The 26,012-nt window shown below is 29.4% G+C and carries 21 protein-coding genes and 2 pseudogenes; 8 read left to right on the top strand and 15 right to left on the bottom strand.

Annotated elements, in window-relative coordinates:
- Positions 1-46: 46 nt before the first annotated feature.
- Both L8U98_RS06630 and L8U98_RS06625 read right to left on the bottom strand, forming a co-directional pair.
- Positions 47-1,684: a flagellar hook-length control protein FliK gene (locus tag L8U98_RS06630; RefSeq protein ID WP_263725312.1), complete on the bottom strand. Its 1,638-nt coding sequence runs from the start codon at positions 1,682-1,684 to the stop codon at positions 47-49.
- Between the two features lie 3 nt (positions 1,685-1,687).
- Complete coding sequence (locus tag L8U98_RS06625) at positions 1,688-2,026, bottom strand: hypothetical protein (protein ID WP_263683132.1); 339 nt, start codon at positions 2,024-2,026, stop codon at positions 1,688-1,690.
- A 127-nt stretch (positions 2,027-2,153) separates the two neighbouring features.
- On the opposite strand from L8U98_RS06625, the gene typA reads away from it, so the two are divergent.
- Positions 2,154-3,962 (top strand): translational GTPase TypA, encoded by a 1,809-nt coding sequence (gene typA, locus L8U98_RS06620; RefSeq protein ID WP_039629177.1) that lies wholly within the window; start codon positions 2,154-2,156, stop codon positions 3,960-3,962.
- Positions 3,962-4,594, top strand: a complete 633-nt coding sequence (locus tag L8U98_RS06615) for a poly(A) polymerase (protein WP_263725311.1) — start codon at positions 3,962-3,964, stop codon at positions 4,592-4,594. Before typA ends, L8U98_RS06615 begins: the two co-directional genes overlap by 1 nt.
- Before the next feature lie 11 nt (positions 4,595-4,605).
- Here the strand turns inward: L8U98_RS06615 and L8U98_RS06610 are convergent, their stop codons facing one another.
- The 10 genes from L8U98_RS06610 to L8U98_RS06565 form a co-directional block, all read right to left on the bottom strand.
- The gene (locus L8U98_RS06610) at positions 4,606-5,346 is read right to left on the bottom strand and encodes a carbonic anhydrase family protein (RefSeq protein WP_263725310.1); all 741 of its coding nucleotides are present in this window, start codon (positions 5,344-5,346) and stop codon (positions 4,606-4,608) included.
- A 102-nt stretch (positions 5,347-5,448) separates the two neighbouring features.
- Complete coding sequence (locus L8U98_RS06605; protein WP_263664091.1) at positions 5,449-6,078, bottom strand: protein-L-isoaspartate(D-aspartate) O-methyltransferase; 630 nt, start codon at positions 6,076-6,078, stop codon at positions 5,449-5,451.
- 90 nt (positions 6,079-6,168) lie between these two features.
- A complete protein-coding gene (locus tag L8U98_RS06600) occupies positions 6,169-7,686 on the bottom strand; it encodes a disulfide bond formation protein B (RefSeq protein WP_263725309.1) in 1,518 nt (505 codons plus the stop codon).
- Between the two features lie 10 nt (positions 7,687-7,696).
- Positions 7,697-7,864, bottom strand: coding sequence for a hypothetical protein (locus L8U98_RS06595; RefSeq protein WP_039619427.1), 168 nt, complete (start codon positions 7,862-7,864; stop codon positions 7,697-7,699).
- Positions 7,865-7,988: 124 nt separating this feature from the next.
- On the bottom strand, positions 7,989-9,011 hold the full coding sequence (locus L8U98_RS06590) for a ribonucleotide-diphosphate reductase subunit beta (RefSeq protein WP_263664043.1): 1,023 nt from the start codon (positions 9,009-9,011) through the stop codon (positions 7,989-7,991).
- Positions 9,008-9,424, bottom strand: coding sequence for an RDD family protein (locus L8U98_RS06585; RefSeq protein WP_263664044.1), 417 nt, complete (start codon positions 9,422-9,424; stop codon positions 9,008-9,010). Before L8U98_RS06585 ends, L8U98_RS06590 begins: the two co-directional genes overlap by 4 nt.
- Entirely contained in the window at positions 9,424-10,032 is a 609-nt protein-coding gene (pyrE, locus tag L8U98_RS06580; protein ID WP_263707096.1) for an orotate phosphoribosyltransferase, read from the bottom strand. The genes L8U98_RS06585 and pyrE overlap by 1 nt, the downstream gene beginning before the upstream one ends.
- Positions 10,033-10,034: 2 nt before the next feature.
- Positions 10,035-10,592 carry a ribosome recycling factor gene (gene frr / locus L8U98_RS06575; protein ID WP_039668941.1) on the bottom strand — a complete coding sequence of 186 codons (558 nt, stop codon included), beginning with the start codon at positions 10,590-10,592 and terminating at the stop codon, positions 10,035-10,037.
- Between the two features lie 12 nt (positions 10,593-10,604).
- Complete coding sequence (secG, locus tag L8U98_RS06570) at positions 10,605-10,949, bottom strand: preprotein translocase subunit SecG (protein WP_012662194.1); 345 nt, start codon at positions 10,947-10,949, stop codon at positions 10,605-10,607.
- 102 nt (positions 10,950-11,051) lie between these two features.
- Positions 11,052-11,753, bottom strand: a complete 702-nt coding sequence (locus tag L8U98_RS06565; protein WP_039619421.1) for a Bax inhibitor-1/YccA family protein — start codon at positions 11,751-11,753, stop codon at positions 11,052-11,054.
- A gap of 160 nt (positions 11,754-11,913) precedes the next feature.
- Between L8U98_RS06565 and L8U98_RS06560 the strand changes: the two genes are divergently transcribed.
- Together L8U98_RS06560 and L8U98_RS06555 are read left to right on the top strand one after the other, a co-directional pair.
- Positions 11,914-12,552, top strand: a complete 639-nt coding sequence (locus tag L8U98_RS06560; protein ID WP_263664047.1) for a carbonic anhydrase — start codon at positions 11,914-11,916, stop codon at positions 12,550-12,552.
- Positions 12,549-14,420 carry a mechanosensitive ion channel family protein gene (locus L8U98_RS06555; protein ID WP_263702849.1) on the top strand — a complete coding sequence of 624 codons (1,872 nt, stop codon included), beginning with the start codon at positions 12,549-12,551 and terminating at the stop codon, positions 14,418-14,420. The genes L8U98_RS06560 and L8U98_RS06555 overlap by 4 nt, the downstream gene beginning before the upstream one ends.
- Here L8U98_RS06555 and L8U98_RS06550 read toward each other — a convergent pair.
- Entirely contained in the window at positions 14,417-14,731 is a 315-nt protein-coding gene (locus tag L8U98_RS06550; protein ID WP_263679566.1) for a hypothetical protein, read from the bottom strand. The genes L8U98_RS06555 and L8U98_RS06550 overlap by 4 nt on opposite strands.
- A 31-nt stretch (positions 14,732-14,762) precedes the next feature.
- Positions 14,763-15,125, bottom strand: coding sequence for a hypothetical protein (locus tag L8U98_RS06545; protein ID WP_263664050.1), 363 nt, complete (start codon positions 15,123-15,125; stop codon positions 14,763-14,765).
- A 100-nt stretch (positions 15,126-15,225) separates the two neighbouring features.
- Between L8U98_RS06545 and L8U98_RS06540 the strand changes: the two genes are divergently transcribed.
- The 4 genes and pseudogenes from L8U98_RS06540 to L8U98_RS08270 form a co-directional block, all read left to right on the top strand.
- Positions 15,226-20,511, top strand: a complete 5,286-nt coding sequence (locus L8U98_RS06540) for an Ig-like domain-containing alpha-2-macroglobulin family protein (protein WP_263725308.1) — start codon at positions 15,226-15,228, stop codon at positions 20,509-20,511.
- Complete coding sequence (pbpC, locus tag L8U98_RS06535; RefSeq protein ID WP_263725307.1) at positions 20,508-22,712, top strand: penicillin-binding protein 1C; 2,205 nt, start codon at positions 20,508-20,510, stop codon at positions 22,710-22,712. The genes L8U98_RS06540 and pbpC overlap by 4 nt, the downstream gene beginning before the upstream one ends.
- A 194-nt stretch (positions 22,713-22,906) precedes the next feature.
- A pseudogene (locus L8U98_RS08275) lies at positions 22,907-23,539 on the top strand (PDC sensor domain-containing protein); the annotation flags it as partial.
- Positions 23,540-24,607: 1,068 nt separating this feature from the next.
- Positions 24,608-24,988, top strand: a pseudogene (locus L8U98_RS08270) (methyl-accepting chemotaxis protein); the annotation flags it as partial.
- Positions 24,989-25,011: 23 nt separating this feature from the next.
- On the opposite strand, the gene L8U98_RS06525 reads toward L8U98_RS08270, so the two are convergent.
- Positions 25,012-25,995, bottom strand: a complete 984-nt coding sequence (locus L8U98_RS06525; RefSeq protein ID WP_263725305.1) for an argininosuccinate synthase — start codon at positions 25,993-25,995, stop codon at positions 25,012-25,014.
- Positions 25,996-26,012: the final 17 nt, after the last annotated feature.

Below are 26,012 nucleotides of genomic sequence, written 5' to 3'. Positions count from 1 at the left end.
TCCTTTTTTATATGTTTTTAAAGCTTAAAGCAAAAAATATTCCATACTAAAAATATTTAGCTAAAACCATCTCTAAGCTTGGTTTTTCTTGAATTTCTTTTTCAAAATTCACCTTATCTTCTTTATTGTTATTATTTTTTTGTTTTTGTGGATTATTCTGCTCTTTTCTTTCTTGGTTGTTAAAATTCATTTCTAAATTTGTAAAGCCCATATTTACAAGAGCATTTTTAAACTCAGCTTGATGTTGTATGAAAAGATTTAAAGTATTTTGATTAGAATTAAAGCTGATGTTTAGATTAGATCCTCTTTGGACTAAGGTAACTTCTACTTCTCCAAGATTGTGTGGATTTAAAGTTATACTAAAGCGAGTTATAGGTGCTTTATAACTTTCTAGTTTGTCTTTAAATTCTTGGGCAAAATCATTGAAAGTTTCTTTCATAGGAATATTTTGATTTTTCACAAAATTATTAGAAACTCTATTCATTTCTTTCACGTAAGAATTTAAATTTTCTTCATTATGATCACTATCATCTTTTGAAAACTCTTTTGTGTGTTTAAAAATATCACTAAAATTATCTATATTTTGATTATTTTTATCTATTTTTAAATGTTTATCTTGAGGGGTCAATAGATTTTCTAAGTTAATTTTTAAATCTTGATTTTGATTTTGTATATTTTGAGTATTTTTTATATTTGTTAATTCAGTTTTTAAATCTTTTGAATTTTCTAAAACAGAACTTATTTTTTTACTAAAGCTATCTTCGCTAGTAGTTAGTTTTTCATTCTTTAATATTTCTTTAAAATCTATTTTTTCTTTATCTTTAATTTCTTTTTTTAAGTTTGAATTTTGAGTTAGATTAATGAGTTCTATATCATTTAATTTATCATTTTTATTAATATTTTTTATATTTTTTGTTTCTTTGTTATCTTGAATTTTTTCTATAAATTTTTCTTTGAAATCTATATTTTGAATATTTTCTTTTACTTTTACATCTTTTTTTGGAAGCTCTATGTTTTTTAAAGCAGAAGAAAGTAAAGAAACACCTTCATTTTCTTTGCTTTTTATATTTTTATTTGTATTTGGTTCTTCTTTTAAAAGTTTGGTGATTTTTTGATTGATTAAATCTTGAAAAACATTAGTATTGTTTTGTTTTGCATTTTCAAAAAAACCTTTTTTATCAAGATTTGGAAAAGCTTCTTTTAAATCTTTGATTTGTTCAAATTTTATATTTTTTATATTTAATCCAAGTTCTTTTGCTATATTAAAAAGCTCATTGATATTTTTTATATTTTTTAACTTGTGCAGGTTTTTTTCAAGAGCTAAAATAGCAGTATTATCTTGGACAAGTTTGTTTAATTTTATATCCTTGCTATCACTTTGTAAAACTTCTAGTAAAGAAAGAATTTGCATAAAATTTGCACCTTCAAAAAGCTTTAAAGCATCCTTTTCGTCTAATTGAACTTTATCATCAATGGTTTCTTTTAAGCTTTCGTTTTTATTTTCTTTTTGTGGTGCTTTAAAGTCTTTTGGTAAACTTCCATCTTTTTCATCTATAGCTTGCAATAGTGAATTTAAAAATTCTTCTCCATTACCATTTGAATTAGCACTTTCTTTGCTAGGATTTTCATTTTGTGGAGCGATGCTTAGTAAGTTTAAAGCATCGCTAGCTTGGATATTTGACATTAATTAACCTACTAAAAAATTATTTTTTGCTAAATTTGGAAATAAATTTTGCAATTGTGCTGCACAATCAAGTTTTAAATTTTCATGAGAAAGATTAAAGTTTTTAAATATTACTAGTAATTCTTCTATATTTTTAGCATTTAAAACTGCATTTTCATTATGAGCATCATCCAAAATTTCACTTACTTTACTTGAAAGTTTTGCATAGTTTAGTTCTTTTTCTTCACTTGAATTTACAACTTCTAGATAATTTAAAAGTTCCATAAAATGCTTACTATTTAAAACTGAAGTTCCTTGTTTTTCTAAGTTAGCGTTAAAGATTTGAGTTCCTAGGTTTGACATATTTTTCTCCTTAAAAATAATTCTTACCCAAAATAAAAGCAACAAGTGTTCCAATTTAGCAATCTTAATTTTTAAGCAATTTTTTTATATAATATTAGATTTTAAATTTAAGACTTTGGAGAAAAACTTGGACAATATTAGAAATATAGCTGTTATAGCTCACGTTGACCATGGAAAAACAACAATGGTAGATGAGCTTTTAAAACAATCAGGAACCTTTAGTGAACGCGAGCAAATAGCAGAGCGTGTGATGGATAGTAATGATATAGAAAAAGAAAGAGGTATTACTATACTTTCTAAAAATACTGCTATTAATTATAAAGGTACTAAAATAAACATCATAGACACTCCAGGCCATGCTGATTTTGGCGGTGAGGTTGAGCGTGTGTTAAAAATGGTTGATGGGGTTTTGCTTTTAGTTGATGCGCAAGAAGGTGTTATGCCTCAAACTAAATTTGTGGTAAAAAAGGCTTTATCTTTAGGGCTTAAACCTATCGTTGTTATCAATAAAATCGACAAACCAGCTGCTGATCCTGAAAGAGTAATTAATGAAATTTTTGATCTTTTTGTGGCTTTAGAAGCAAATGATGAACAACTTGATTTTGCTGTAGTTTATGCAGCTGCTAAAAATGGTTATGCAAAGCTTGCGCTTGAAGATGAAAGCACTAATATGGAGCCATTGTTTAAGACTATACTTGAGCGCGTACCTGCTCCAAGCGGTAGCGATGAAAACCCTTTACAGCTTCAAGTTTTTACTCTAGGTTATGATAATTTCGTTGGTAAAATAGGCATTGCAAGAATTTTTAATGGTAAAGTAAAGAAAAATCAAAATGTAATGCTTGCTAAGGCAGATGGTTCTAAAATCAATGGAAGAATTTCAAAACTTATTGGTTTTATGGGTCTAGAAAAAATGGACATTGAGGAAGCAGGAACAGGTGATATTGTAGCGATTGCAGGTTTTGAAGCTTTAGATGTGGGAGATAGTGTGGTAGATCCAAACAATCCTATGCCGCTTGATCCTTTACATATAGAAGAACCGACTTTAAGCATAGTATTTTCAGTAAATGATGGTCCTTTAGCAGGTACTGAAGGCAAGCATGTAACTTCAAATAAAATCGCAGAACGTCTAGAAGCTGAGATGAAAACTAATATTGCTATGAAATATGAAAGTACAGGCGAGGGCAAATTTAAAGTAAGTGGAAGAGGTGAACTGCAAATAACTATCTTGGCTGAAAATATGCGTAGAGAAGGTTTTGAGTTTTGCATGGGAAGACCTGAAGTTATCGTTAAGGTAGAAGATGGAGTTAAAACAGAACCATTTGAGCATTTGGTGATTGATGTGCCTGATGATTTTACTGGGGTTGTGATTGAAAAATTAGGTAAAAGAAAAGCTGAAATGAAAACTATGACACCAACTGGAGATGGTCAAACTAGACTTGAGTTTGAAATTCCTGCGCGTGGGCTTATAGGATTTAGATCACAATTTTTAACAGATACTAAAGGCGAGGGTGTAATGAATCATAGCTTTTTAGAGTTTCGTCCATTTAGTGGAGCAGTTGAAAAAAGAAATAATGGCGCGTTAATTTCTATGGAAAATGGTGTTGCACTAGGGTATTCTTTATTTAACTTACAAGATAGAGGGGTATTATTTATTGATCCTCAAACAAAAGTATATACAGGTATGATTATAGGTGAGCATTCACGCCCAAATGATTTAGATGTTAATCCTATTAAAGGTAAAAATTTAACTAATGTTAGAGCAAGTGGAAGCGATGATGCGATTAAGCTTGTACCACCTAGAAAATTAAGCCTTGAAAGAGCATTAGAGTGGATAGAAGAAGATGAACTTGTAGAGGTTACTCCACAAAATATTAGAGTTAGAAAAAGATATCTTGATCCTACTCAAAGAAAAAGAATGGAAAAGGCTAAGTCTTAATGGATTTTGAAGCCATAAGACAAGCTTTAAATAAAAGACTCAAAGCTTTACAAATTTTAGCATTTGCTGAAGCTTTGGTTATATTTTTTCTTGCTTTTCAATTTAGCAAAGATGTGATTATAGCTTTGTTTTTTGCTGTTTTAGCAGGAGTTTTGTTTTTTAGAATTTTAGGAAGAAAGCTTATGTGGGGACGCAATGAGCTTGTGTTTAAAATGTGTGAAGAATTTTTAAAACAAAACAATGCTAAATTTGACAAACAAGGCTTTGATCAAAAATATTTTGAAAAAATTGCTTTTGACTTTTCTTTAAAAACTTATCATTCTCAAAATTCTTTTATTTTTGATGATTTTATTCTTTATGATGTGAAATTTAAAGATGAATTTGGGAATTTCTTTTGTGGAATTTTGCTTTATAGTAAGAAATTAAAAGAAGATATTAGTTCAAATGAAAGTATTTTTGAAAAAGTAAAGAATAAAGAATTTTCTACACAAAGAGTTTTGAAAAAAGATGATTATTTACTCATAGCTAGTTTGAAAAATCCTTTTTTTGCTGATTTAAAAATTTCAAGTGAGCTAAATTTTAAACTTTTTAGAGCTAATTTAGAAAAAATCCAAGCTTTTATACATGATTAAGTTTAGCTTACTTAATCATTTTGTTCTAAATTATTAATTTCTTGTATTTTTAAATTCTCATTTTTTCCCATTAAATTTTGTATAGTTTGGATTTGCTCTTTAGATGCATAGCTTATATCTTTTAAAACTATCCAAGTGATTTTTTGATTACAAGGCTTGTTGAGTTTATTTTTAAAGATATAAAAAGATTGAAGGTCATTTGGTAATAACTCATTAGCACTTAAGCCTTGAACATAAAGTTTATCGCCTTCTTTTTTAGGAAAAGCACGGATGATTTTTTTAATAAAAGGATTTTCCACGCCTTCTTGTAAAAACAGCACAACTACTGCTATATCGCCTTTTTGACTTACATGGCTAAAATGAATTTCTAAAGGATAAGACTTTTTATCAATAGAAATTTTTGATGGAGCGTGAAAGTGAAAATGAGATAAATTATAACTTGTATTATCTAGCACGATATGGCTTCCATTGCTTGCAAAATACATTTTTATGGTATAACCATCATTCATTAAACCAAAAGAGTCATTTGAATAGTTAAATTCTAAAGAATGATTTTTATTTGTAGCTTTTTTGCTGTTTATATTAATAAAATCTTGATTTAACCCACTTTCACAATAAATCCAGTTTTTATCTAAATTTTTCCATTTATCTTTTTCTATAAAATTTCCATGTGAGGCATTTTGAGGCATTTGCTCATAGGCAAAAAGCATGCTAGTGGTAAATAAACCAAAAAGTATTTTTTTTAAACTCATAATATTCCTTTTTAATATAATTATAAAAAAATATCCCCTATAAAAAGCTTATGTTTAAAAATAATTATATTAAAATTAAATATTTACCTAAAATTAGTAGGATTATTCTTTACCATCTTTGATGGGTACAAAAAGACATTCATCTAAAACTTCTTTACTAATCTCGCCATCTTTTTTGGTAAATTTAGTGATAAATTGTTGATTTCCTATGAGTAAAGGAGCTACTAAAATTCCATTGTTTTCAAGTTGATCAAACAATACATTTGGGATATGTTCTATATAAGCTGAGAGTAAAATTCTATCATAAGGTGCATAATTTTTCCAACCATTTTGTCCATCATCAAATTTTACATGGATATTAGCATAGTTTAGTTTTTTAAATTTTTCTATAGCGCTAATTGCAAGTTTTTCAATGCGCTCTATGGTAAAAACTCTTCTAATGAGTTTGCTTAAAATCGCAGCTTGATACCCGCTACCACAACCTATTTCTAAAACACTATCAGCATCTTTAAAATCAAGTGCCATAGTCATTTTAGCTACGGTTAAAGGTGAGCTTATCCATTGATTGCCCATTAAAGGAAGCGCATCAAGTCTATAAGCATGCATTTTTAAAGGTGAAAAAATTTCTCTTGGAGTGGAACAAAAAGCTTCAAATAATTCTTCATTGATGAAAGTATTTTTGCGAATTTCTTCTGCCATAGTTTGACATTGTTTTTGTTCAAATATATGAATCAATAAGCACCCCTTGATAAAAAGTGTTATTTTATCTTAAATTTTATTTATCTAGCTTTAAAATCCTTAAGGCGTAAAAACGCCTTAAGATTAATCAAGTGTATAAAGAATGTTTAATCCATCTTGATAAGATAAGATGTGTATTTTGCCATCTTTAAAGAATAAACTTCTTGCATTAGTTATATTTTCTGGATAAGAAATGGTTTTTACAACTTCTTCTTTATCTAGATCAATTACAGCAATAACATTATGCTTTTTGCTTAATGCATAAATTTTACCGTCTTTAAATGCCATTGAAGTTACATAAAGATCACCTAATGTTTTCCCTTCCTTTAGATCAGCTTTAGGAGTAAATTCAGCTGAAAGAACTCTATCCGCTAAAGAAATTTTAGAAATTACAAAAGTTTTAGCGTCTTTATTGTTTGGAACAGTTGCTGTATACATATATTTTCCATCAGTAGTTGTGCTTAGTATGTGATGGAATTTAGCTCTAACTGTATCAATTCTACCACGACCAAGATCTTTGCCTTGACCTTCGAAATTATTTGCCCCTTTCATAAAGTCAGCATATTGTAAAGCCTCATTTGCATTAGGATTTTGAGCAAATCTTAAGAAAGTTTTATTAGAACCCATTAAGATGTATTTATTGTCTAGATAAGGGATAATTCCTACGATAGGGTTGATTGTAGCTGAAAAATATGGATCTAAAATAAAATCAACTTTAGTGCTAAAATTATTATCTAGGAAAAATACTTCCCATTTTGAACTTGCAACATATTCTCCATTGATATAATCAAGTGTATTGATAGCTTTAGGAAAATCAATTTTTGTTTCATTTGTTATTTTTAGATTTTCATCAATACTTGCAAATGGAGCATTGCTAATATTATTATCAAATTGAATACCTAGTTTTTCACTAGCAGGCGCAAAAGCAAAGTCAGGTTCTTTAACATCGCGTTTTCCTAAGAAAGAAATGCTTTTCCAGCTTTTGCTCCAACCTGAATCATCCCAAATGATGTATTTTGGATTTAAACTAAAACGAACCGGATCGCCTTGTCCGCTATATGGAACAGGACCAGTGCTTACAAAAGCTTGGAATACATTTGAAGCTACAATAAAAGCAACAATAACCATAGCAGCTAGATTAAATTTAGTTAATTTTCTAAAGCTAGCTCCTTCCATTTCTTTTTCAAAAGAACCAAATTTTGGAGCAAAGGCAAAAATAACACCAAGTAGTAAAACTACAGCCCAAAATACCACTTCAGCCCAAAAATAAGTATGTAAACCAAAAATAGGTAAACCAAAACCTTGATCAAGATCACGGTGTGCATGGCCGCTTATATGATTAAATGATTGCCATAAACCAAAAGCTGTTGCGATTAAAAGGAAAGCTAAAAATTTACCTTTCATACCATAACGTACAACAAATAAAGCCGCTACGCCGATGAAAATCATTGATTCTCTTTGACCCCAGCAAGAAGTACAAGGGCTATCACCTAGTATATAGCCAAAGATTAAATTTGCAATTCCAACAGGCAATAAAATAACCAAAAAGCCTGCTAAGCACATTAAAAAATAAAAGAATTTAGTTTTGTTAATATCACACATATTTGCCACCTTATAGATTCATTAGGCCTAAGATTGCGCCTGATTTACGACCTAAATAGTCAAATACCATAATAGCCCATGAAATTACAAGTATAGAAAAAGCTAATTTTTCTTTTTCTGGTTTAACTATCATGAGGACTATGGCGATAAAGATTAACAAAAGTTCTAAAAACTCCATCATTTCCCCTTTGAAATAAAATAAAAACCGCCGATTTTACTATATTAGAATAAATAAAAATAAAATATTAAACTGAAAAAGAGATTTGATTTAAAAAGTATAAAAAAATGAGTAGTTTTGAGACTTAGAAGTCATCAAAACTTAAGCTTCCTTTGGAGTAATTTGTAACCTTGCTTTCAAAGAAATTACTCTTTTGATCATTAAATTTAGAAAAATCATCTACCCATTTAATAGGATGTTTTGCATTATAGATTTTATCAAGATTAATTGCAATTAGTCTTTGATCAACAAGATAATGAATATATTCTTCTATAATATCATCTGTAAAGCCCATGATTTGATTTTGAGTGATGTATTTGCCCCATTTAATTTCAAGTTCACCTGCTTTTTTAAACATATCATAGATTTTATTTACATTGGTATCATTAAATAAATCAGGTCTTTCTTTGCGCACAGAATTAATCATATTTTGAAATAATAGCAAATGTGTAATCTCATCTCTTTGTATAAAGCGTATCATTTGTGCTGATCCTAGCATTTTCCCTGCGCGCGCTAAAGCATAAATAGCAGTAAAACCACTATAAAAATATACTCCTTCTAAGATTTGATTTGCTACCATTGCAAGTAAGAGTTTGTTATCATCTACTTCGCCAGCTAATTCTTCATAAATACTTGAAATGAAATCATTTTTTTCTCTTAAAGTCTCATCATGTTTTTCCATTTCATAAATTAAGTCCGTATTTTCACAGATTGCTTCAACCATTACTGCATAAGATTTTGAGTGATTTGCTTCTTCATAAGCTTGTCTTGCTAAAACTGCATTGATTTCAGGTGCTGTGATGTAAGGATTAATATTATCAGCAAGGTTGTTTGTTTGAAAACTATCCATTGAGATAAGTTGAGACCAAACTAAATCATACATTCTTTTTTCTGCTACGGTTAGATTACAGCGATAATCAAGTGCATCTTTGGTTGTATCTACTTCTTTTGGAAACCAAGTATTTGCCTCCATTAAATCCCAAAGCTTTAAAGCCCAAGTGTATTTTGCTTTAGTAAAATTTAAAATCCCATGAGGATTACCATTAAATACTTTTCTATCATTTAAAGTTTCATTTGATTTTGGATTATAAATTCTTTTTCTATTCATTTTTCTACCTTTGTGACAATAACACTTTGGCTTAAAATATCATGCAAAGCCAAAGTATCTTTTCTTAAAAAACTTACCAAAAACCCAATCAATAAACCAAAACTTACGATAAAAATTATATAGCGTAAGAGTATTCTAAAAAAATTAAGTTTTTGGCCATTTTTAAGATCAATTAAATATAAATCATAAGCTTTAAGTCCAGGACTTTGAGCTTTTTTTGCTAAAAATAAGGCCTGTATAAGCCCAAAAAGCAAAGAACATAAAAAAATTATAAGTTGATTGTTTAAAAAGGCTTCTTTAGAGCCAAGTGTGAAATAAAATAAATATAAAACAGGCACATAAAGCAAAAATAGATCAATCAAAAAAGCTTTAAATCTTAAAAAGCGAGTAGCTATTTTTGCTTTAGTTTTCATTAGTTTCCACGACTACCAGGTTTGATAGCTTTGGTGCCTTTTTCACAAAGTGGACAAGCATTTGCTTCATAAATATCAAATTCGAAATTTCCTAGTGCAAAAAGTGGTAAATTTTCAGGCAGTTTTGCATTTTCTTTTCTAGGGTTGTTTAAATTTTTTACCGCACAAAAACCACGATTTGCTAAAGCTGCAAAGCCTACTACTTCCCCACCTAAGCTTTCGATGATTTTTGCACTCTCAAGTGCAGAACCACCTGTTGTAATAATATCTTCACAAACGATAAATTTTTCGCCTTTTTTTACTTCAAAACCACGTCTAAGACTCATCACTCCTTCCACGCGCTCAGTGAAAATAAAGCGTTTATTGCAAGCTCTAGCAAGCTCATAACCTGCTAAAATTCCACCCAAGGCAGGAGAACAAATGCTATCAAATTCAATGTTAAAACTAGCAATAACTTTTGCAAGCTCTTCACAAAGCTCACCTGCTAGTTTTGGATTTTCTAAAACTTTAGCACTTTGAAGGTAAAACTCAGAGTGTTTCCCTGAGCTAAGCAAGAAATGCCCTTGTAGGTATGCCCCACAATCTTTATAAATTTGTTCTAAGTTCATTATCAAACCTTTAAAAGTTCTGCTTCTTTATTTTTAACTAATTCATCTACTTTTGCTGTGTAATTATCAGTTTGTTTTTGAACCTCATCATAAGCTTTTTTGGCTTCATCTTCTGAAATTGCTTTATCTTTTTCTAATTTTTTAACCGCATCATTTGCGTCTTTTCTAATGTTTCTAATGGCTACTTTAGCCTTTTCTCCCATAGCTTTGGCATTTTTAGCATTTTCTTCTCTTTGTTCTCTTGTCATAGGTGGAAAGAATAATTTCACACTTTCACCATCATTGTTTGGATTTACTCCTATATTTGCTGCAGCTATGGCACTTTCTATAGCTTTTAGCATTGATTTTTCCCAAGGAGTAATGCTTATGGTTGAAGCATCAGTTGCTAAAACTGTTGCTACTTGATTAAGTGGGGTTGCACTACCATAATAATCTACATGAATATGATCAAGTATGTTGATATTTACTTTACCAGTTCTTATAGTGGTAAAATCTTTTTTTAAGGCCTCTAAGCTTTTATCTGATTGTTGTTTTTGTTTGGTATAAATTTCATTTAGCATGGTTTATCCTTTTTATTTGCTAGTGTTGCTTTCGCTAATTGGGGCACTTGGTGCAACTGGAATGTTAGTTGTGTTTGTCTCAGGTGCTTTTGGTAAAATTTGTTCTGCTTTTTCAGCAAGTGAGTTAGAATTAGCATTATTATACATATAGCTAAGAGCAATTGTATTAGCAATAAGTAAAACACCCATTACAAAAGTAAATTTAGCTAAAAATCCCGCAGGACCTTTTGCTCCAAATAAACTTTCATTACTTCCACTATAAGCTCCAAGTCCTATGCTTGAACTTTTTTGTAATAAAACTGCAATACAAATAATTACAACAATTGCAAATTGCAAAATAATTAAAAGAGTAGTCATGAATTTTCCTTATTGAAAATAAAATGAGTATTTTAACTTAAAAAGTTTGATAAAAACTTGAAAGAGGTAAAGAAAATTTGCGAGAAAAAATCTCGCAAATTTTTATCTGCTATTAAAGCTTCTTAAAATATTAAGAAGAGAGATGAAAAGGTTGATAAAATCAAGATAAAGAGCAACTGCGCCTTCGATTGGTGTTTCATAGTTTCCTCTAATGATGTTTTGAGTATCATAAAGGATGTAAAAAGAAAATAAAATCGCACCAATACCAGAAATAGCTAAACTCACAAGTGAGCTTTGGAAAAATAGATTAATTAAAGAAGCTACTACGATAACGATTAAAGCTATAAAAAGCATTTTTCCCATCATAGTAAAATCTCTTTTTGTATTCATAGCAAATACACTTAAAGCACCAAAAGCTACTGTTGTTAAAGCAAAAGCTTGAGCGATGATACTAGCCCCTGCAGGAAGTGCTAAAACTGAATATAAAAGTGGTGTTAAAGTAAGCCCTGAAACAAAAGTAAAGGCAAAAAGTAAAATTAAATTAAGCGGAGCTTCTCTTTTTTTCCATTGTAATGCAAACAATAAACCAATTTCAACAATAAATAAAATCCAAAAAGTTGCTTGAGATTGTGCAAATAAATGCGCTAGGGCAAAAATTCCTATGTAAGCGCCCGCTGTTGCAGCTAATAATGAAGCAGCAAAAAGCTGATAAGTTTGTTTTATAAAAATGCTTAAATCACTTCTAGCATAACCTTCAAATTCTTGAGTTTTAGAGTTAGAATAATCTCTATCATAAAGACTCATTAAAATCCTCCAATAATTTTTAAAACCAAAATTTACAAAAAAAAGATAAATGAAAGATTAAAACTACATAAAAATATAACAAAAAATAAATTTATTGATTTGGTTTAAGTAAAAATAATTTTAGTATAATGTCTTGTTAAAATACAAAAAAGGACTATTCTTGAAAGACTTGATCGATGGTGCTTTAAAATTTATGCAAGAAGATTTTAAAGAGCATGCAGAGCTTTTTGAAAGTTTAAAAAACAAACAAAATCCTCATACGCTTTTTATAGGTTGTGCTGATTCAAGAGTGATACCAAACTTAATCACTAATACAGGTCCAGGCGAGCTTTTTGTTGTAAGAAATATAGGCAATATCGTTCCACCTTATAGAGTCGGGGATGATTTTTTAGCAACTACTTCAGCTATTGAATATGCTTTTAATTCTTTACATATAAAAAATATTATAGTTTGCGGTCATAGTAATTGCGGAGGCTGCGCGGCTTTATATGCAAACGAAAATGATTTAAAAAATATGCCTAATGTCAAAAAATGGCTTACTTTGCTTGAGCCTATAAAAAATAAGGTTTTAAAGATTGCAGGTAGTGATTTAGCTATGCGTTCTTGGATGACTGAAAAAATGAATTTGGTAAATTCTTTGCAAAATTTATTAACTTATCCAGGCGTTGAAGAAGCTTTAAATAAAAAAGAAATTGAACTCCATGCTTGGTATTACATCATAGAAACGGGTGAAATTTATGAGTATGATTTTAATTTTGAAAATTTTGTTTTAATTCAAGAGAGAGCGAGAAAACCATGAAAAAGATTTTTAGCATTATTTTGCTTTTTTTATTTGTTAATGCTTTATATGCACAAGAAAAAAACGCTTTAGAGGATAAAAATAGTATTTTTGCCCTAGTACAAAATTACATAGAGCTAAATTTGCTTTTAGAAAGCTTTAAAAATAGCGATACAAATAGCAGTGAATTTCAAGATAATATTAAAGAAATAGAAAAACAAAAAGCTGCAATTTTAACTACTTTACCTTTAAAAATGGTATCTCAAAAAATTGATGATAAAGAGGCGAAAGACTTTTTACAAACTAAAAATGCTTTGCAAAAAAGTGTTGAAAATGCTCAAGCTAAGAAAAGATATTATGATTATGTAGATAATAAAATTAAACTTTTAAATTTAACCTCTGCAGAACATTTTTACCTATGCATCTTTGAATTAGAAAAAGTTTTTATCGAAGGAGCACAAAGTCAGACTATAAGAAGCATTATTGATAAAAGTATTGATGTGCTTAAAGAAGATATGGTTTTTAATTTTACCTTAGATAAAGAAAAAATTAATGATATTACTCAGCTTAGAACCTTAGAAATCAATGAAAATAATTTAAGAAATGCTATAAAATCTTATAATGAAATTTTAGTTTATCTAAGAAACAATGCTAGTTTGCTTGAAACTAATTTTTTATTTACAGGTTTGGGTTTGCAAAATGCGATTAATTATATCAATGAACAAACTTCTATTAGTAGCGTAAATCTTGGAAAAATAGTCATTTCTATCGCTGTAATTGTCTTTTTTTATTCTTTGAAATTTTATCTAGCAAAGATTTTATATTTTATACTCATACGTTTGTTTGGAAAAAATTCAGCTAATATGGAGATAAAAACTCATTTTCTAGAAAAACTTCAAGGGCCAGTGGGTTGGTTTTTATTTGCTTATGCTATAGGAATTTGTTTTACCATTTTTTACTATCCTGCACCTGTAGATATAAGAATTAGCAATATTTTATCCATTGCTTATGTTATTTTAACTGCTTGGCTTGTGATAAATATCTTTGATAGTTATGGCATGGTGATTGTTGCAAAGCTTGCTGAAAAAAGTGGTAAGCGTGAAGTGGTTAATTTAATCATTAAAATTTTATATTTTATCATTATAGTGATAGCTGTTTTATTTGTTTTAGCGCATTTAGGGTTTAATATTTCAGCATTAATTGCATCTTTAGGTATTGGTGGTTTAGCTGTGGCATTAGCAGCTAAGGATATTATCGCAAATTTCTTTGCTTCCGTGCTTTTGCTTTTTGATAATAGTTTTAATCAAGGCGATTGGGTGGAAATTTCAGGTATAGAAGGAACCATAGTAGAAATTGGACTTAGAAAAACCACTATTAGAACTTTTGATAATTCTTTAGTATTTTTACCAAACTCAACCATCATGGGAACAAATATAAAAAATTGGAGCAAAAGAAAAATAGGACGCCATGTAAAATTATTTATCGGTGTCACTTATGATGCAAGACCTGAGCAACTTGAACAATGTGTAGAAGATATAAGATATTTATTAGCTACTAGTCCTTTGATAGCCCAAGTTGATGATAGCGCGTTAAATCATGGCGGAACGCGTGCTAGATACAGACAAAATTTAGTTTCAGTAAATGACTTAGAAGGGTATAAAAATAACACTTATGTGGCTGTGAGTGGTTTTGGTGCAAGTTCTATTGATATAGAAGTATATTTTTATACCAAAGCAGTAGATGCAGGTGGTTTTAGAGAGGCAAGACAAAGTATTCTGCTTGAGTTAATGAAAATTGTTGAAAGAAATAAACTCAGCTTTGCTTTTCCTTCGCAAAGTCTTTATATAGAAAAAATCAATAAAGAAGACAAAGAAGAGCTATTATCTTAATAAGCTCTTCTTTGATTATCGCATTCAACTATAATTTTTTCAGCGATGATAATACTTCCATTTTTACTGCCTTTAATTTTAACAAGGCTTCCTTTTTTTAAATCTTGTACATTAGCTTGTTTTTTATTGCTTCCAAAAATTCCACAACCATAAACATCAATACGTGTTTGGGGTAAAATTGTGATGATTAAATTATTATCAAAACTTGTTTGAATGCTTATTGTGTGAGCTGTGGTATTTTTTAAGATGCCTTGAACTTTATAAGCAAATGCAAAAGTGCTAATGCAAACTAGTATAAGAAAAAAACGCATTAAAATAACTCCTTTTTAGGAGTTATTTTGCTTAATAAGCTCTTTTTTTGCATTCGATTTTGATTTCTTTAGCAGTTATATTTTGAACTTGATTTGGTGTTTGTGGATTTGGTGTTGTTTGAGCATAGCCATGGAAAACTTCAGCTTCTATAAAAGTTCCTACTTTTAAATCTCTAAAAGTGCCGTATTTATCCATACCAAAAATACCACAATCATCCATATCAATTTCAGTATTTGGTAGAATTTTTACATTCATTTTTTGACCGTAAGTGGTGTCAATTAAAATGGTTTTTGCACCATCATTTACATCTACTATCACTCCATAAATTCCATCTGCATAAGCAAGACTTGAAAGACCTAAAACTGTTAATAATGTAGCGATTTTCTTTTTCATTTTTTCTCCTTTATTTTTTATGCAAGAATTATATAATTTTTTGAGTGAAGCAAGAGTGAATTTAGATATAATTTAAAAAATTTACTAAAATGAGGTATTTATGAGAGGGTTTTTACATTGTTTTTTTGCGTTTTTGCTTGCAAGTTTATTGTTTGCTTGTTCTAAAAATGAAGTTAAAAGCTCTGCTATAAGAGCTTATGGTTTTAATGAAAACACGCAAAGTATTTTTATAGAGTTTAATACTAATATTATTAATCAAGAAATAGGCGTTATAAAAGAAAGAGAAATTATTGTTAATAATCAAAAGACAAAAGTAAAATATGAGCTTGAAACGCCTACAAGATTGAATATTTTTACAGCTTTAAAAGCAAATCAAGCATATGATATTTTTATGGATTTAAATGATATTTTAGCAAATGAAAAAGTGCAATTAAAAGTCCAAACTCCTTTTGAAAAACTAGATATTAAAGGATATTTTCAAAATATTTCAAATGATGAGAGTGTATTGCTTTTAAATATTCAAAGTTTTTATACTCTTAATAAAGATGAATTGTTAAAAGCTATTAAAATTACTGCACAAGAAAAAGAAATTCAAATAGATAAAATCATCATCCAAGGTGATATAGCAAGTATATATTCTAAAGCACTAAGTATCAAAAATACTAATACTAATGTAAAAGTGGTTTTTAATAAAGATATTTTAGGCTTAGAAAATAATATAGATTTAGAGTATATTTTACTTGCAAAGAGCGAATTTGTTTTTCAAAATGCAAATATAGTTAATAAAAACATAGAATTGCTTTTTTCTCAAAATATTTCACAAGATCAGAATTTAAAAGAATTGATTTTTATTACCCCAGAAGTAGATTTTAAAGCATTAGCTTTTGGAAATAAAATCAAACTTACAGGTGATTTTTCTCCAAATAAAACTTATGAAATTCAACTTGCTCAAGGGATTAAAAGCGCTGATGGAATTAGCACAAAAGAAAATTATAAAACTCAAGTAAGTTTAAAAGACTATGAGCCTGCTATAAGTTTTACAAATCAAGGGGTATTTTTATCTAGCAAAGCGAGTAAAAAAATAGCTTTTAAGAGTATGAATGTTAAAAAAGTTCGTTTGGAAGTTCATCAAGTATTTTCAAATAACATAAGTGAATATTTAAGATATAAAAATCTTCAAGGTGCTAAAAATTTAAGCGATTATGATAGTGATATTTTTTCAGAGAGTGATTATACTAGTGAAATAGTGTTAAAAAAAGACTTTGATATAAAAAATACCAAAAATCAATGGCAAGAAAATGAGATTGTATTAGATGGTTTAAAAGATTTAAGCGGTGTGTTTATAGTCAAGCTTTATTTTAAAGAAGAAGATGTTGATTATGTTTTTGATGAGGGAATGGAGAGTTGGAAAAAATATAGATTTTTTAACCAAAAAGCAAAAGTAAGTAAGAACTTAATTTTTTCAGATATAGCTTTGATTGCTCAAAATTTAAATAAAAAGCTTTTTGTAGATGTGAGAGATTTTACTACGCAAAAGGCTTTAGGTGGGGTTAGGGTTGATGTTATTAGCAAAAGCAACCAAGTTTTAGTTTCTAAAATGAGTGATGATAATGGTTTGGCTGTTTTTGATGATATTGATGAATCAAAAGCTTTATTTATCATTGCTTCAAAAGATAAACAAGCTTCTATCTTGCGCTTAAGTTCACCTTTATTATATGATGGTTTTGATGTTGATGGTTTTGATTTAACTTCTCAAAATAAAGTATTTATTTACACAGAAAGAGGGGTTTATAGACCAGGTGATGATATCCATTTAACTATGGTTGCAAGAAATGATAAAGGAGTTGTTAATCATCCTATATTTTTAAGTTTTTTTGACCCACGCAATAAAAAGCTTTTGGATAAAATCAAGCTTGAGCCTTTAAGTAATGGAACTTTTTATAAAAAGATTTCACTCGATCAACAAGCTTTAAGTGGAGTGTATTTAGCTAGGGTTGAATTTGCAAATACGATTTTTGATAAAGAAATTTTAGTACAAAATATAGTGCCAAATCGTATAAAAGTATCCATGCAAGCTCCAAAAAGTATAAAAGAAAATGAAAAATTAGATTTTAATATTAGCTCAAAATATCTTTTTGGAACACCAGCAAGTAATTTACAATATCAAGCTGATTTATTTGTAAGTAAAAAAGATTATAAAAATTCAAAATATCCAGAATATATTTTTTCAAATCCTAGTGTTTTAGTGCAAAAATATCAAGATAATTTAAAAGGCATTTTAGATGAAAGTGGCTTTGTAAAGCAAGAGTTTGCTTTAAATGACTTTTTAAAAAATACTCCATATAATCTTGAAGCTAACATAAGGGCTAGGGTTTTTGAAAAAGGTTCAAGATCGGTTGAAGCGCTTGTGAATTCACAAGTGATATTGCATGAGTATTTTGTGGGTATTAAGCGTTTAAAAAATCACTATTTAAGCTCGGGTTCTACAATTAATTTTGAAGCTGTTGTGAGTGATTTAGATGAGAATTTGATAGCAAATAGGGAGATTAAATATACTATTTATGCAAATGATTATTCTTGGTGGTGGGATTATGATAATTATGATGATTTTTTAAAATCACTCAAAAAAGATAAAAACACACAAATCATTACTCAAGGAAGTATTTTAAGTAAGGATAAACCGGTTAAAATAGAATTTGACCCAAAAGAATATCATGGTGAAATGTTCATAGAACTTGAAGATATACAAAGTAAAACAAGCACAGGAGAGTTTTTTTATATTAGTAGTTTTGGTGCGCCAAGTAATGCTGATATAGTGAGTTCTTTAAAAATAAAAAGTGATAAAAAAGAATACAAACCGAACGAAACAGCTTTTATAGAATTTGAAAGTGTTAAGGGCGCAAAAGCCATTGTTACTTTAAATGATAATGCAAAGGTTTTAAAACGCTTTGTGATAGATACGCATGAAGATATTACAAAGGTTGAAATTTCTATTCTTAAAGAATATATGCCAAATGTTTATGTGAGCGTGATTTTACTTCAAGATTATGATCAATATACCAACGATAGAGCCTTAAGACTTTTTGGCGTGGTGCCTTTAAATGTAGTAGATGAGCAAAGTAAAATCGAGCTTGATTTAAAAGTACCGGATAAAATCATGCCAAAACAAGATTTTGAAGTAGAAATTCAAAGTAAAAACAAGCAAAGTTATACTTATACCGTCGCTATTGTAGATGAGGGCTTGCTTGATGTGAATGCTTTTAAAACCCCAGATATTTGGGGGTATTTTTATCAAAAAACACGCTTTAACATGAGCATATATGATACCTATGATAAAATCATTGCTAAAAATATTTCTAATGCTTCTAAGGTATTAACTACGGGTGGTGATGTTTTCTTAGAAAGTAGAGCAAATAAAAGCAAAAATGATGAAAAAGCAAGACGCTTTAAACCTGTTGTATTGTTTCAAGAGCCAGTACAAAGTGATGAAAATGGTTATGCAAAATTAAAATTTAATATGCCATCATACTTAGGTTCGGTTAGAGTTATGGTAGTGGCAAGCAACTTAGCAGGTTTTGGTAGCGCTTCTAAAGATATCCAAGTTAGCGCACCTGCTGTAATGCTTGAAACTTTGCCAAGGGTTTTAAGGCCTGATGATGAGTTTAAGCTTTTGGTACAAGTATTTAAAGTAGATGATGATGTAAAAAATGCAAAACTTAAATTAAAAACAAAAAATTCACTCATAAATTTTGAAAACGATGAAATTTTAATTGACTTTGGTAATGAAAAAAGCAAAGATATTTATGTTAATGCAAAAGTAAATTCAAACAAGCTTGGAGTAGAAGAAATAGAGTTAAGTTTAAATGCAAAAGATTACACCTATACTCAAAATACGCAAATTGATATAAAAGCGCTAAATACCATTATTTATGAGGGTAAATCTTTTAAAATTCCTGCAAATACTTCTATGGAGTTTAAAATCACACAAGATTATATTAATCCAGTGGCGTTTTTAAGTGTGAGTTCTAAGCCTATTTTAAATATAAATCATAGATTAAAATACTTGCAAAATTATCCTTATGGATGTATAGAGCAAAGCACTTCAGCAGTTTTACCACAACTTTTTTTACAAAAACTTGATCAAGGGGCAAATGAGCAAAAAAATATTAACAATATCAATGCATTGTTAAGTAAATACGCAAATTTCCAAACTGCTAATGGCGGCTTTGCTTATTGGCAAGGACTTAAAGATTCTGATGCTTGGGGAAGTAATTATGCGGGTATGTTTATGATTTTAGCTAAAGAAAGAGGTTATTATGTGAGTGAGGGAATGTTTAAAGCATGGCTTGATTATCAAAAACGTTATGTTTTAAAAACTCAAATAAATAAAGAAATTAGAATAAATTCTTTATATCTTTTAGCTTTAGCTAAAGAGCCAAATTTAAGCATAATGAATGCCATTTATGAAGATAGTACTTATTTGCAAAGCCTAAATAATGTAAGTCTTTGGCAACTTAGCGCAGCTTATAAATTAGCAGGTTTTGATGAGGTAGCTTTAAATATAGCTAAAAATTTAAGCACAAAGCCCGATGGAAAAGCTAATTATACTCATACTTATGGATCTTTTCTAAGAGATGAAGCTATTATTGCAAATGCGTATAAAATAATCTATGGTAAAGATAATGATGAATTATTAGATGATATTAAAACAACTTTAGAAAGCCAAGCTTGGCTTAGTACTCAAAGCACAGGTTATGCTTTATATGCTTTGGCAAATAGCTTTAGCGATGAAAGCCCTAAAACTATCAATGCAAGAGTAAAAATTAATGGCGAGGATAAAAAGCTCAATACGAGTTTTTCTAAATTTGAGTTTAATCAAGGCAGCGCTTTGATAGAAGCTAAAGAAGATACTTTTGTACATTTTGGAGTAGAGGGTATTAAAAAAGGTATTGCTGAACCTTTTGCACAGCGTATGTATATAGAAAGAAGTTTTTATGATGAAAATGGAAATGAAATAGATGAAAGTACTATAAAAAGTTCTCAAATTTTTTATATGAAATTAAAAATATCAAATAAAAATTATCCAGGCGCTTCTAATATAGCTTTAACTCAAATTTTACCAAGTGGATGGGAGATAGTGCATGATCTTTTAGATGATGAAACTCCTGATTTTGTGAAAAATTCTTATTATGATTTTGTCGATATAAGAGATGATAAAATCATGTATTTCTTTCCTTTATATTCTGATGAATCAAGAGAATTTTTTGTGAAATTAAGTGCTGTTACTCCAGGTGTTTATACTTTGAGCGGAGCTTATGCTGAGGCAATGTATGATAATGCTTATAAAGCTTTAAGTGAGAGCAAAAGAGTCAAAGTAGTGCAGTGAAAATCAAAATAAGCCTTGCAATATGCTTTTTAAGCCTATGTTTTTACATAGGCTTAGTTTATTTTAGTTTTGATAGCAAGGATTTATTTAAAGGCACTTATAGCAAGGTTTTACTTGATAAAAACAAAGAAATTCTTAGTGTATTTTTAGATGCTAATGAACAATGGCACTTAGAGAGTGATTTTATACCACAAAAATTAAAAAGTGCAGTTATTTTATATGAAGATAAAAATTTTTATTCTCATTATGGAGTAGATTTTTTAGCACTTATAAGAGCTTTTAAAAATAATCTTTTTTCAAGTAAAAGAAGTGGTGCAAGTACAATTTCTATGCAAACAATCAAACTTCTAGAGCAAAATAAACGTACATATTTTAATAAATTTAACGAAATCATCAAAGCTTTTGCTTTAGAAAGTGCTTATGAAAAAGATGAAATTCTAAAGCTTTATTTAAACAATGCCCCTTATGGAGGAAATTTAGTAGGTGTTGCAAGTGCGGGTTTGTTTTATTTTGAAAAAGATTTAAAAGATCTTACTTGGAGCGAAGCAGCTTTACTTGCTGTGCTTCCTAATAATCCAGGTTTGATTAATCTTGAAAAAAACAAAGATAAGCTTTTAAAAAAACGCAATGCTTTGCTTGATAGGCTTTTTGAAAAGGGATATTTTTCTAAAGATATCTTAACTCTTGCAAAGGCTGAAAAACTTCCTAGTTTTAAAGCAAGAAAAAACTTAGCTCCGCATTTAGCACGTAGGCTTTTAGCGGATAAAGAAAAAATCGTTTCTAGTATAGATAAAAAAATTCAAATCAAATTTGAAGAAAAAGCTAAAGAATATTCTTATAAACTACAACAAAAAGGCATAAAAAATCTAGCTATATTGTTAGCAGATACCAAAACAAATAAAGTTTTAGCTTATGTAGGATCTAATGATTTTTATGATTTTGCAAGTTTTGGTCAAGTTGATGGGGTTATTGCAAAGCGTAGTGTGGGTTCAACCTTAAAACCTTTGCTTTTTGCTTTTGCCATAGATGAGGGACTTATAGTGCCTGAATCTTTAATGCTTGATGTGCCTACATTTTTTTCTAATTTTGCTCCACAAAATGCAAATAAAAAATATCATGGCCTTATTAGCGCAAAAGAATCTTTGCAAAAATCACTTAATATCCCTTTTGTAAACTTGCTTGCAGAATATGGGTATGAGAAGTTTTTTTATAAACTCAAAGATATTTTAAGTTTTGAAGATGAAAATTTTAAAAAATATGGACTTTCTTTGATTTTAGGTACAAAAGAATTGAGTTTAGAAGATATGGTAAAAATTTATCTGGGACTTGGAAATTATGGAAATTTTAAAGAGCTTTTGTATGAAGAAAATACATTTACTAAAAAAGATAAAAAACTTATTAGTGATGGAGCAAGCTTTTTAACCTTACAAACCTTAAAGGATTTGGATAGATCAGGTTTAAGACAATATGATTTTAATACTATCATCTCTTGGAAAACAGGCACAAGTTATGGTAGAAAAGATGCCTGGGCTATAGGAACTTCTCCAAAATACACTTTAGGAGTATGGGTTGGAAATTTTAATGGCGAAGCAAATGCAAATTTATATGGTGTGAGCATAGCAGGAGAACTGTTTTTTGAGCTTTTAGCTTTACTTGAGGGAGTTAATTTAGAATTTGAAAAGCCTAGTGATTTGGTTACTATCAAAATTGAAAATCAAACAGGGTATAGATATGATTATAAATTTGATTTTAAAGAGGTACTTTACCCACAAAGTGCAAATGTTTTAAGGACTTCGCCATTTTTAAAAGAAGTTTTTATATATAAAAACAAAGAAGTTGATTCTTTAGATGAAAATTTCATCCATGCAAAGAAAAAGATTGTATTAAATTTACCTTCTACTGCACAAGCGTTTTTTGCAAAAGAAAGGCAAAATTTGCAAAATTATAATCAAAATTTAAAAATTATTTATCCATTAAATAATCTTAATATCATTTTACCAAAAGATTTAAAAGGTTCACAAAAATTATTAATAAAGCTTACAAATCCTAGAAAAGAAAAGCTTTTTTGGTATTTAAATCAAGAGCTAATTTTCGAAGGTAAGGAAGAATCTTTGGCCTTAAATTTAAAAAAAGGTAAATATACTCTTAATATTATTAGCGAAAATGGACAAAGCGATTTTGTAACTTTTAATATATTTTAAATATAAATAGTAAAAAATACTAACTAAAAATCCATTACCCTCCCCCCTATTTTATAGTATTTTAAGCGATAAAAAATAAAAGTAATTGCAATTCTTATAAAATAAATAAAAATAAAATAATTTTTTATATTTTTTTAATAAAAATTATTTATAATAACAAGAATATTTTACCACTTAATATCTAAGGAGAGAAAATGCGAAATTGGAGTCTTGGTGCAAAAATTGTCTTCGTGGCAATTATTACTGTTATTTTAATTTTGAGTGCTTTGTCTTTGCTTATTATTAACAGATCTACTGCTATTTTAAATACGCAGATAGAAAATACACTTACAGCTTCTGTACATCGCTATGGAAATCAAGCTGAAGCAAGTATCAAGTCTTTATTTGTAAGTGCTATTGGTACTCAAAGAACATTAAACAATCTTATTTCAGAAGGTGCTATAAACCCAAAAAGGATAGAAAATATTCTAGGGGAGGCTATTGATGCAAACCGTGATGTGGCTTATGGTTATTATTATTTGCAAGATGGTTCTGTATATAAAAATTTAGGTGTTGATACAAAATACTTTACAAATAATAATGAATTTATGATTTTGATGAAAGATAATGACGCAAATAATGTTGGCGGTATGCAAACTATAGCAGCAAGTGAAGAAATAGCTTCAACACAAGCTATTAAAAATTTAATGGGTGGTGATAAGCTTTATTTTGGTGAACCAAGATGGTATAACATCCAAGGTAATAAATTTTTAGGACTTAATGTAGCTGCACCTATTGTAAATAAAGAAGGCAAGGCAATAGGTGTTGTTGGTATGCTTTATGATCTTAAACCTATCGCAGATTTTTTAAATGATCCATCAAGATCAATTTATCAAGGAGCAAGAAGGATTTTAATAGCAAGCAATGGTGTTATAGCTACACACCCAAATGCAGATTTTGTTACGAAGAAAATTACGGATGTTAATAAAAATGCAGCTCATGTGATAGAAGCTCAAAAAACTATCCATGCAGGAGCTATTGATTATATAGCAGATGATGGTAGTGAATATCATGGAGCTATAAGGGTATTTGAAGTGTGGCCAAATACTGGAATTCATTGGGCTATGTTGGCTGTTGTGCCTAATAAATCTGTGTATGCGCCAATCGTAGATCTTAGAAATATCATCTTGGCAAGTTCTGTTATAGCGGTTATTTTTATCGTGATTGCAATCAGTATTTCTGTAAAAAGAATTGTTTCTATTAGAGTACAAAGACTCCAAAGTCATTTAATGAAATTTTTTAGATACCTAAATCATGAGGTTGCAACAGTAGAAGTTTTAAAACCTAGATATAATGATGAAATAGGCAAAATGGCTGGTGTGATTAATGATAATGTCCAGTATATTCAAACTTGCTTGGAAAAAGATGACATTACTGTGCAAAATATTTTAGAAGTTTCTTGTGAAATAGAAAAAGGATATTTCACTCAAAGAATAGAGGCAAATCCTGTAAATCCAAAACTTGTAGAATTAAAAGAAGTATTAAACAAAATGCTTGAGGATATGGAATTAAAAATAGGTAGGGATTTAAATGAAATAGAAAGAGTTTTTGCAAGTTTTAAAAATCTTGATTTTTCCGATAAGCTTGAAAATGCAGAAGGTGAGATAGAAAAATCACTTAATGCAGTAGGCGCAGAGATTAGAAAAATGCTTCAAGCTTCATTAAGTCAAGGTGAAATGCTTCAAACTAAAGCTGATGCTTTAAAAGAGAGTGTTTTAAAACTTAATGATGGTGCGCAAAAACAAGCCGATTCTTTACAAGAAAGTGCCGCTGCAGTTGAAGAGATGAGCGCTTCTATGAATGCAGTAGCAGCAAGAACTGAAGAGGTTATTAAGCAAAGTAGTGATATTAAAGATGTAACCGATGTTATTAGAGATATTGCTGATCAAATTAACCTACTTGCATTAAATGCAGCTATTGAAGCAGCACGTGCTGGTGAACATGGACGTGGCTTTGCTGTTGTTGCTGATGAAGTTAGAAATCTAGCTGAAAGAACTCAAAAGTCTTTAGGTGAAATAGAAGCTAATACTAATATCTTAGTTCAATCTATTAATGAAATGGGTGAGAGTATTAAAGAGCAAGCTTTAGGAATTTCGCAAATTAATCAATCTGTTTCAGTAATTGATGGTTTAACTAAAGAAAACTCACAAATTGCTCATGCGACTAATTCTGTAGCTAATGAAGTTGATTCTATGTCAGCTGATATTGTAGCAGAGGTTAGAAGAAAGAAATTCTAAAAAACTACCCTTTAAAGGGTAGTTTAATTTATAAAATATTCTTGAATTTTATTTTTATCTTCAAAAGCCATACTTTGGAAAATTTTATCTTTAAAGCCTATTTTGTATTTTGTATTATTTTGAGTTTTAGCATAAGTTAGTGCTATGCTTAGAGCAAGTTCAAGATCTTGTGGATTGATGTTTTCATCCACTAAAGAATAAGCACCTATTAAATCAAAAAGTTTTAATTCTTCGTATTTTTGAGTTTTTAATTCTTTTAAAAATTGATTTTCTAGCTCATTTCTACCTACTATCATTTTAGAGCCATTTGGAAGTCTTAAGTGGCGTCCGTATTTTAAAAGTTGAGCATCATTAACTTGCATATTTTTATCAAATTTAATGAAATCTTTGATTTTATTAGAAAAGCTCTCAAGTGTAAGCAAACATCCACCGCCTGGACTTTCAAAATCTTCAAAATCAAATTTGGCAGCTAGTTCAAGTTGTCTTTTTCTGCTTCTTCCACTTATGTTTTCTAACTTTTCTCTATCAACCCAACCCTCACGCTCAGGTTTGGTTAGAGGTAAATTTTTAGCACACATTGGACGTAAGATTAAATCTTCTTCATCAAGTGCTAGTTTTTTAACCTTGGCCATAGCATCATTTCTTTGGCTCATTGGGCGTTGACCAACTACTTCTCCTGTGATGATAAAACTTGCATTTTCATCTTTTAACATTGAAAGAGCAGTTTTAAACATAAAAGCATGACAATCTATACAAGGATTAAAATGCTTTCCATATCCATATTGAGGGTTAAATAAAACTTCTTGCAAATATGCATTTCTTACATCTATCATTTCAAAACTAGCCCCTGCCATAGCAGCGCGTTTTGCCATGAGTTCGCTTTTATCGCTTGTGCCACCAAAGCCTATATTAATATTTAAAGCTTTTACTTCTATACCTTGAGAGCTTATGAGTTTTATAGCAAGCATAGAATCAAGCCCGCCACTAAAAAGTGCTAATGCTTTCATTTTTTCCTTTCGAAATT

This window comes from Campylobacter sp. RKI_CA19_01128 (assembly GCF_025771175.1).
Classification (GTDB): domain Bacteria; phylum Campylobacterota; class Campylobacteria; order Campylobacterales; family Campylobacteraceae; genus Campylobacter_D.
The sequence above is the reverse complement of the archived record's forward strand: the minus strand, read 5'-3'. Positions and strand labels throughout refer to the sequence as shown.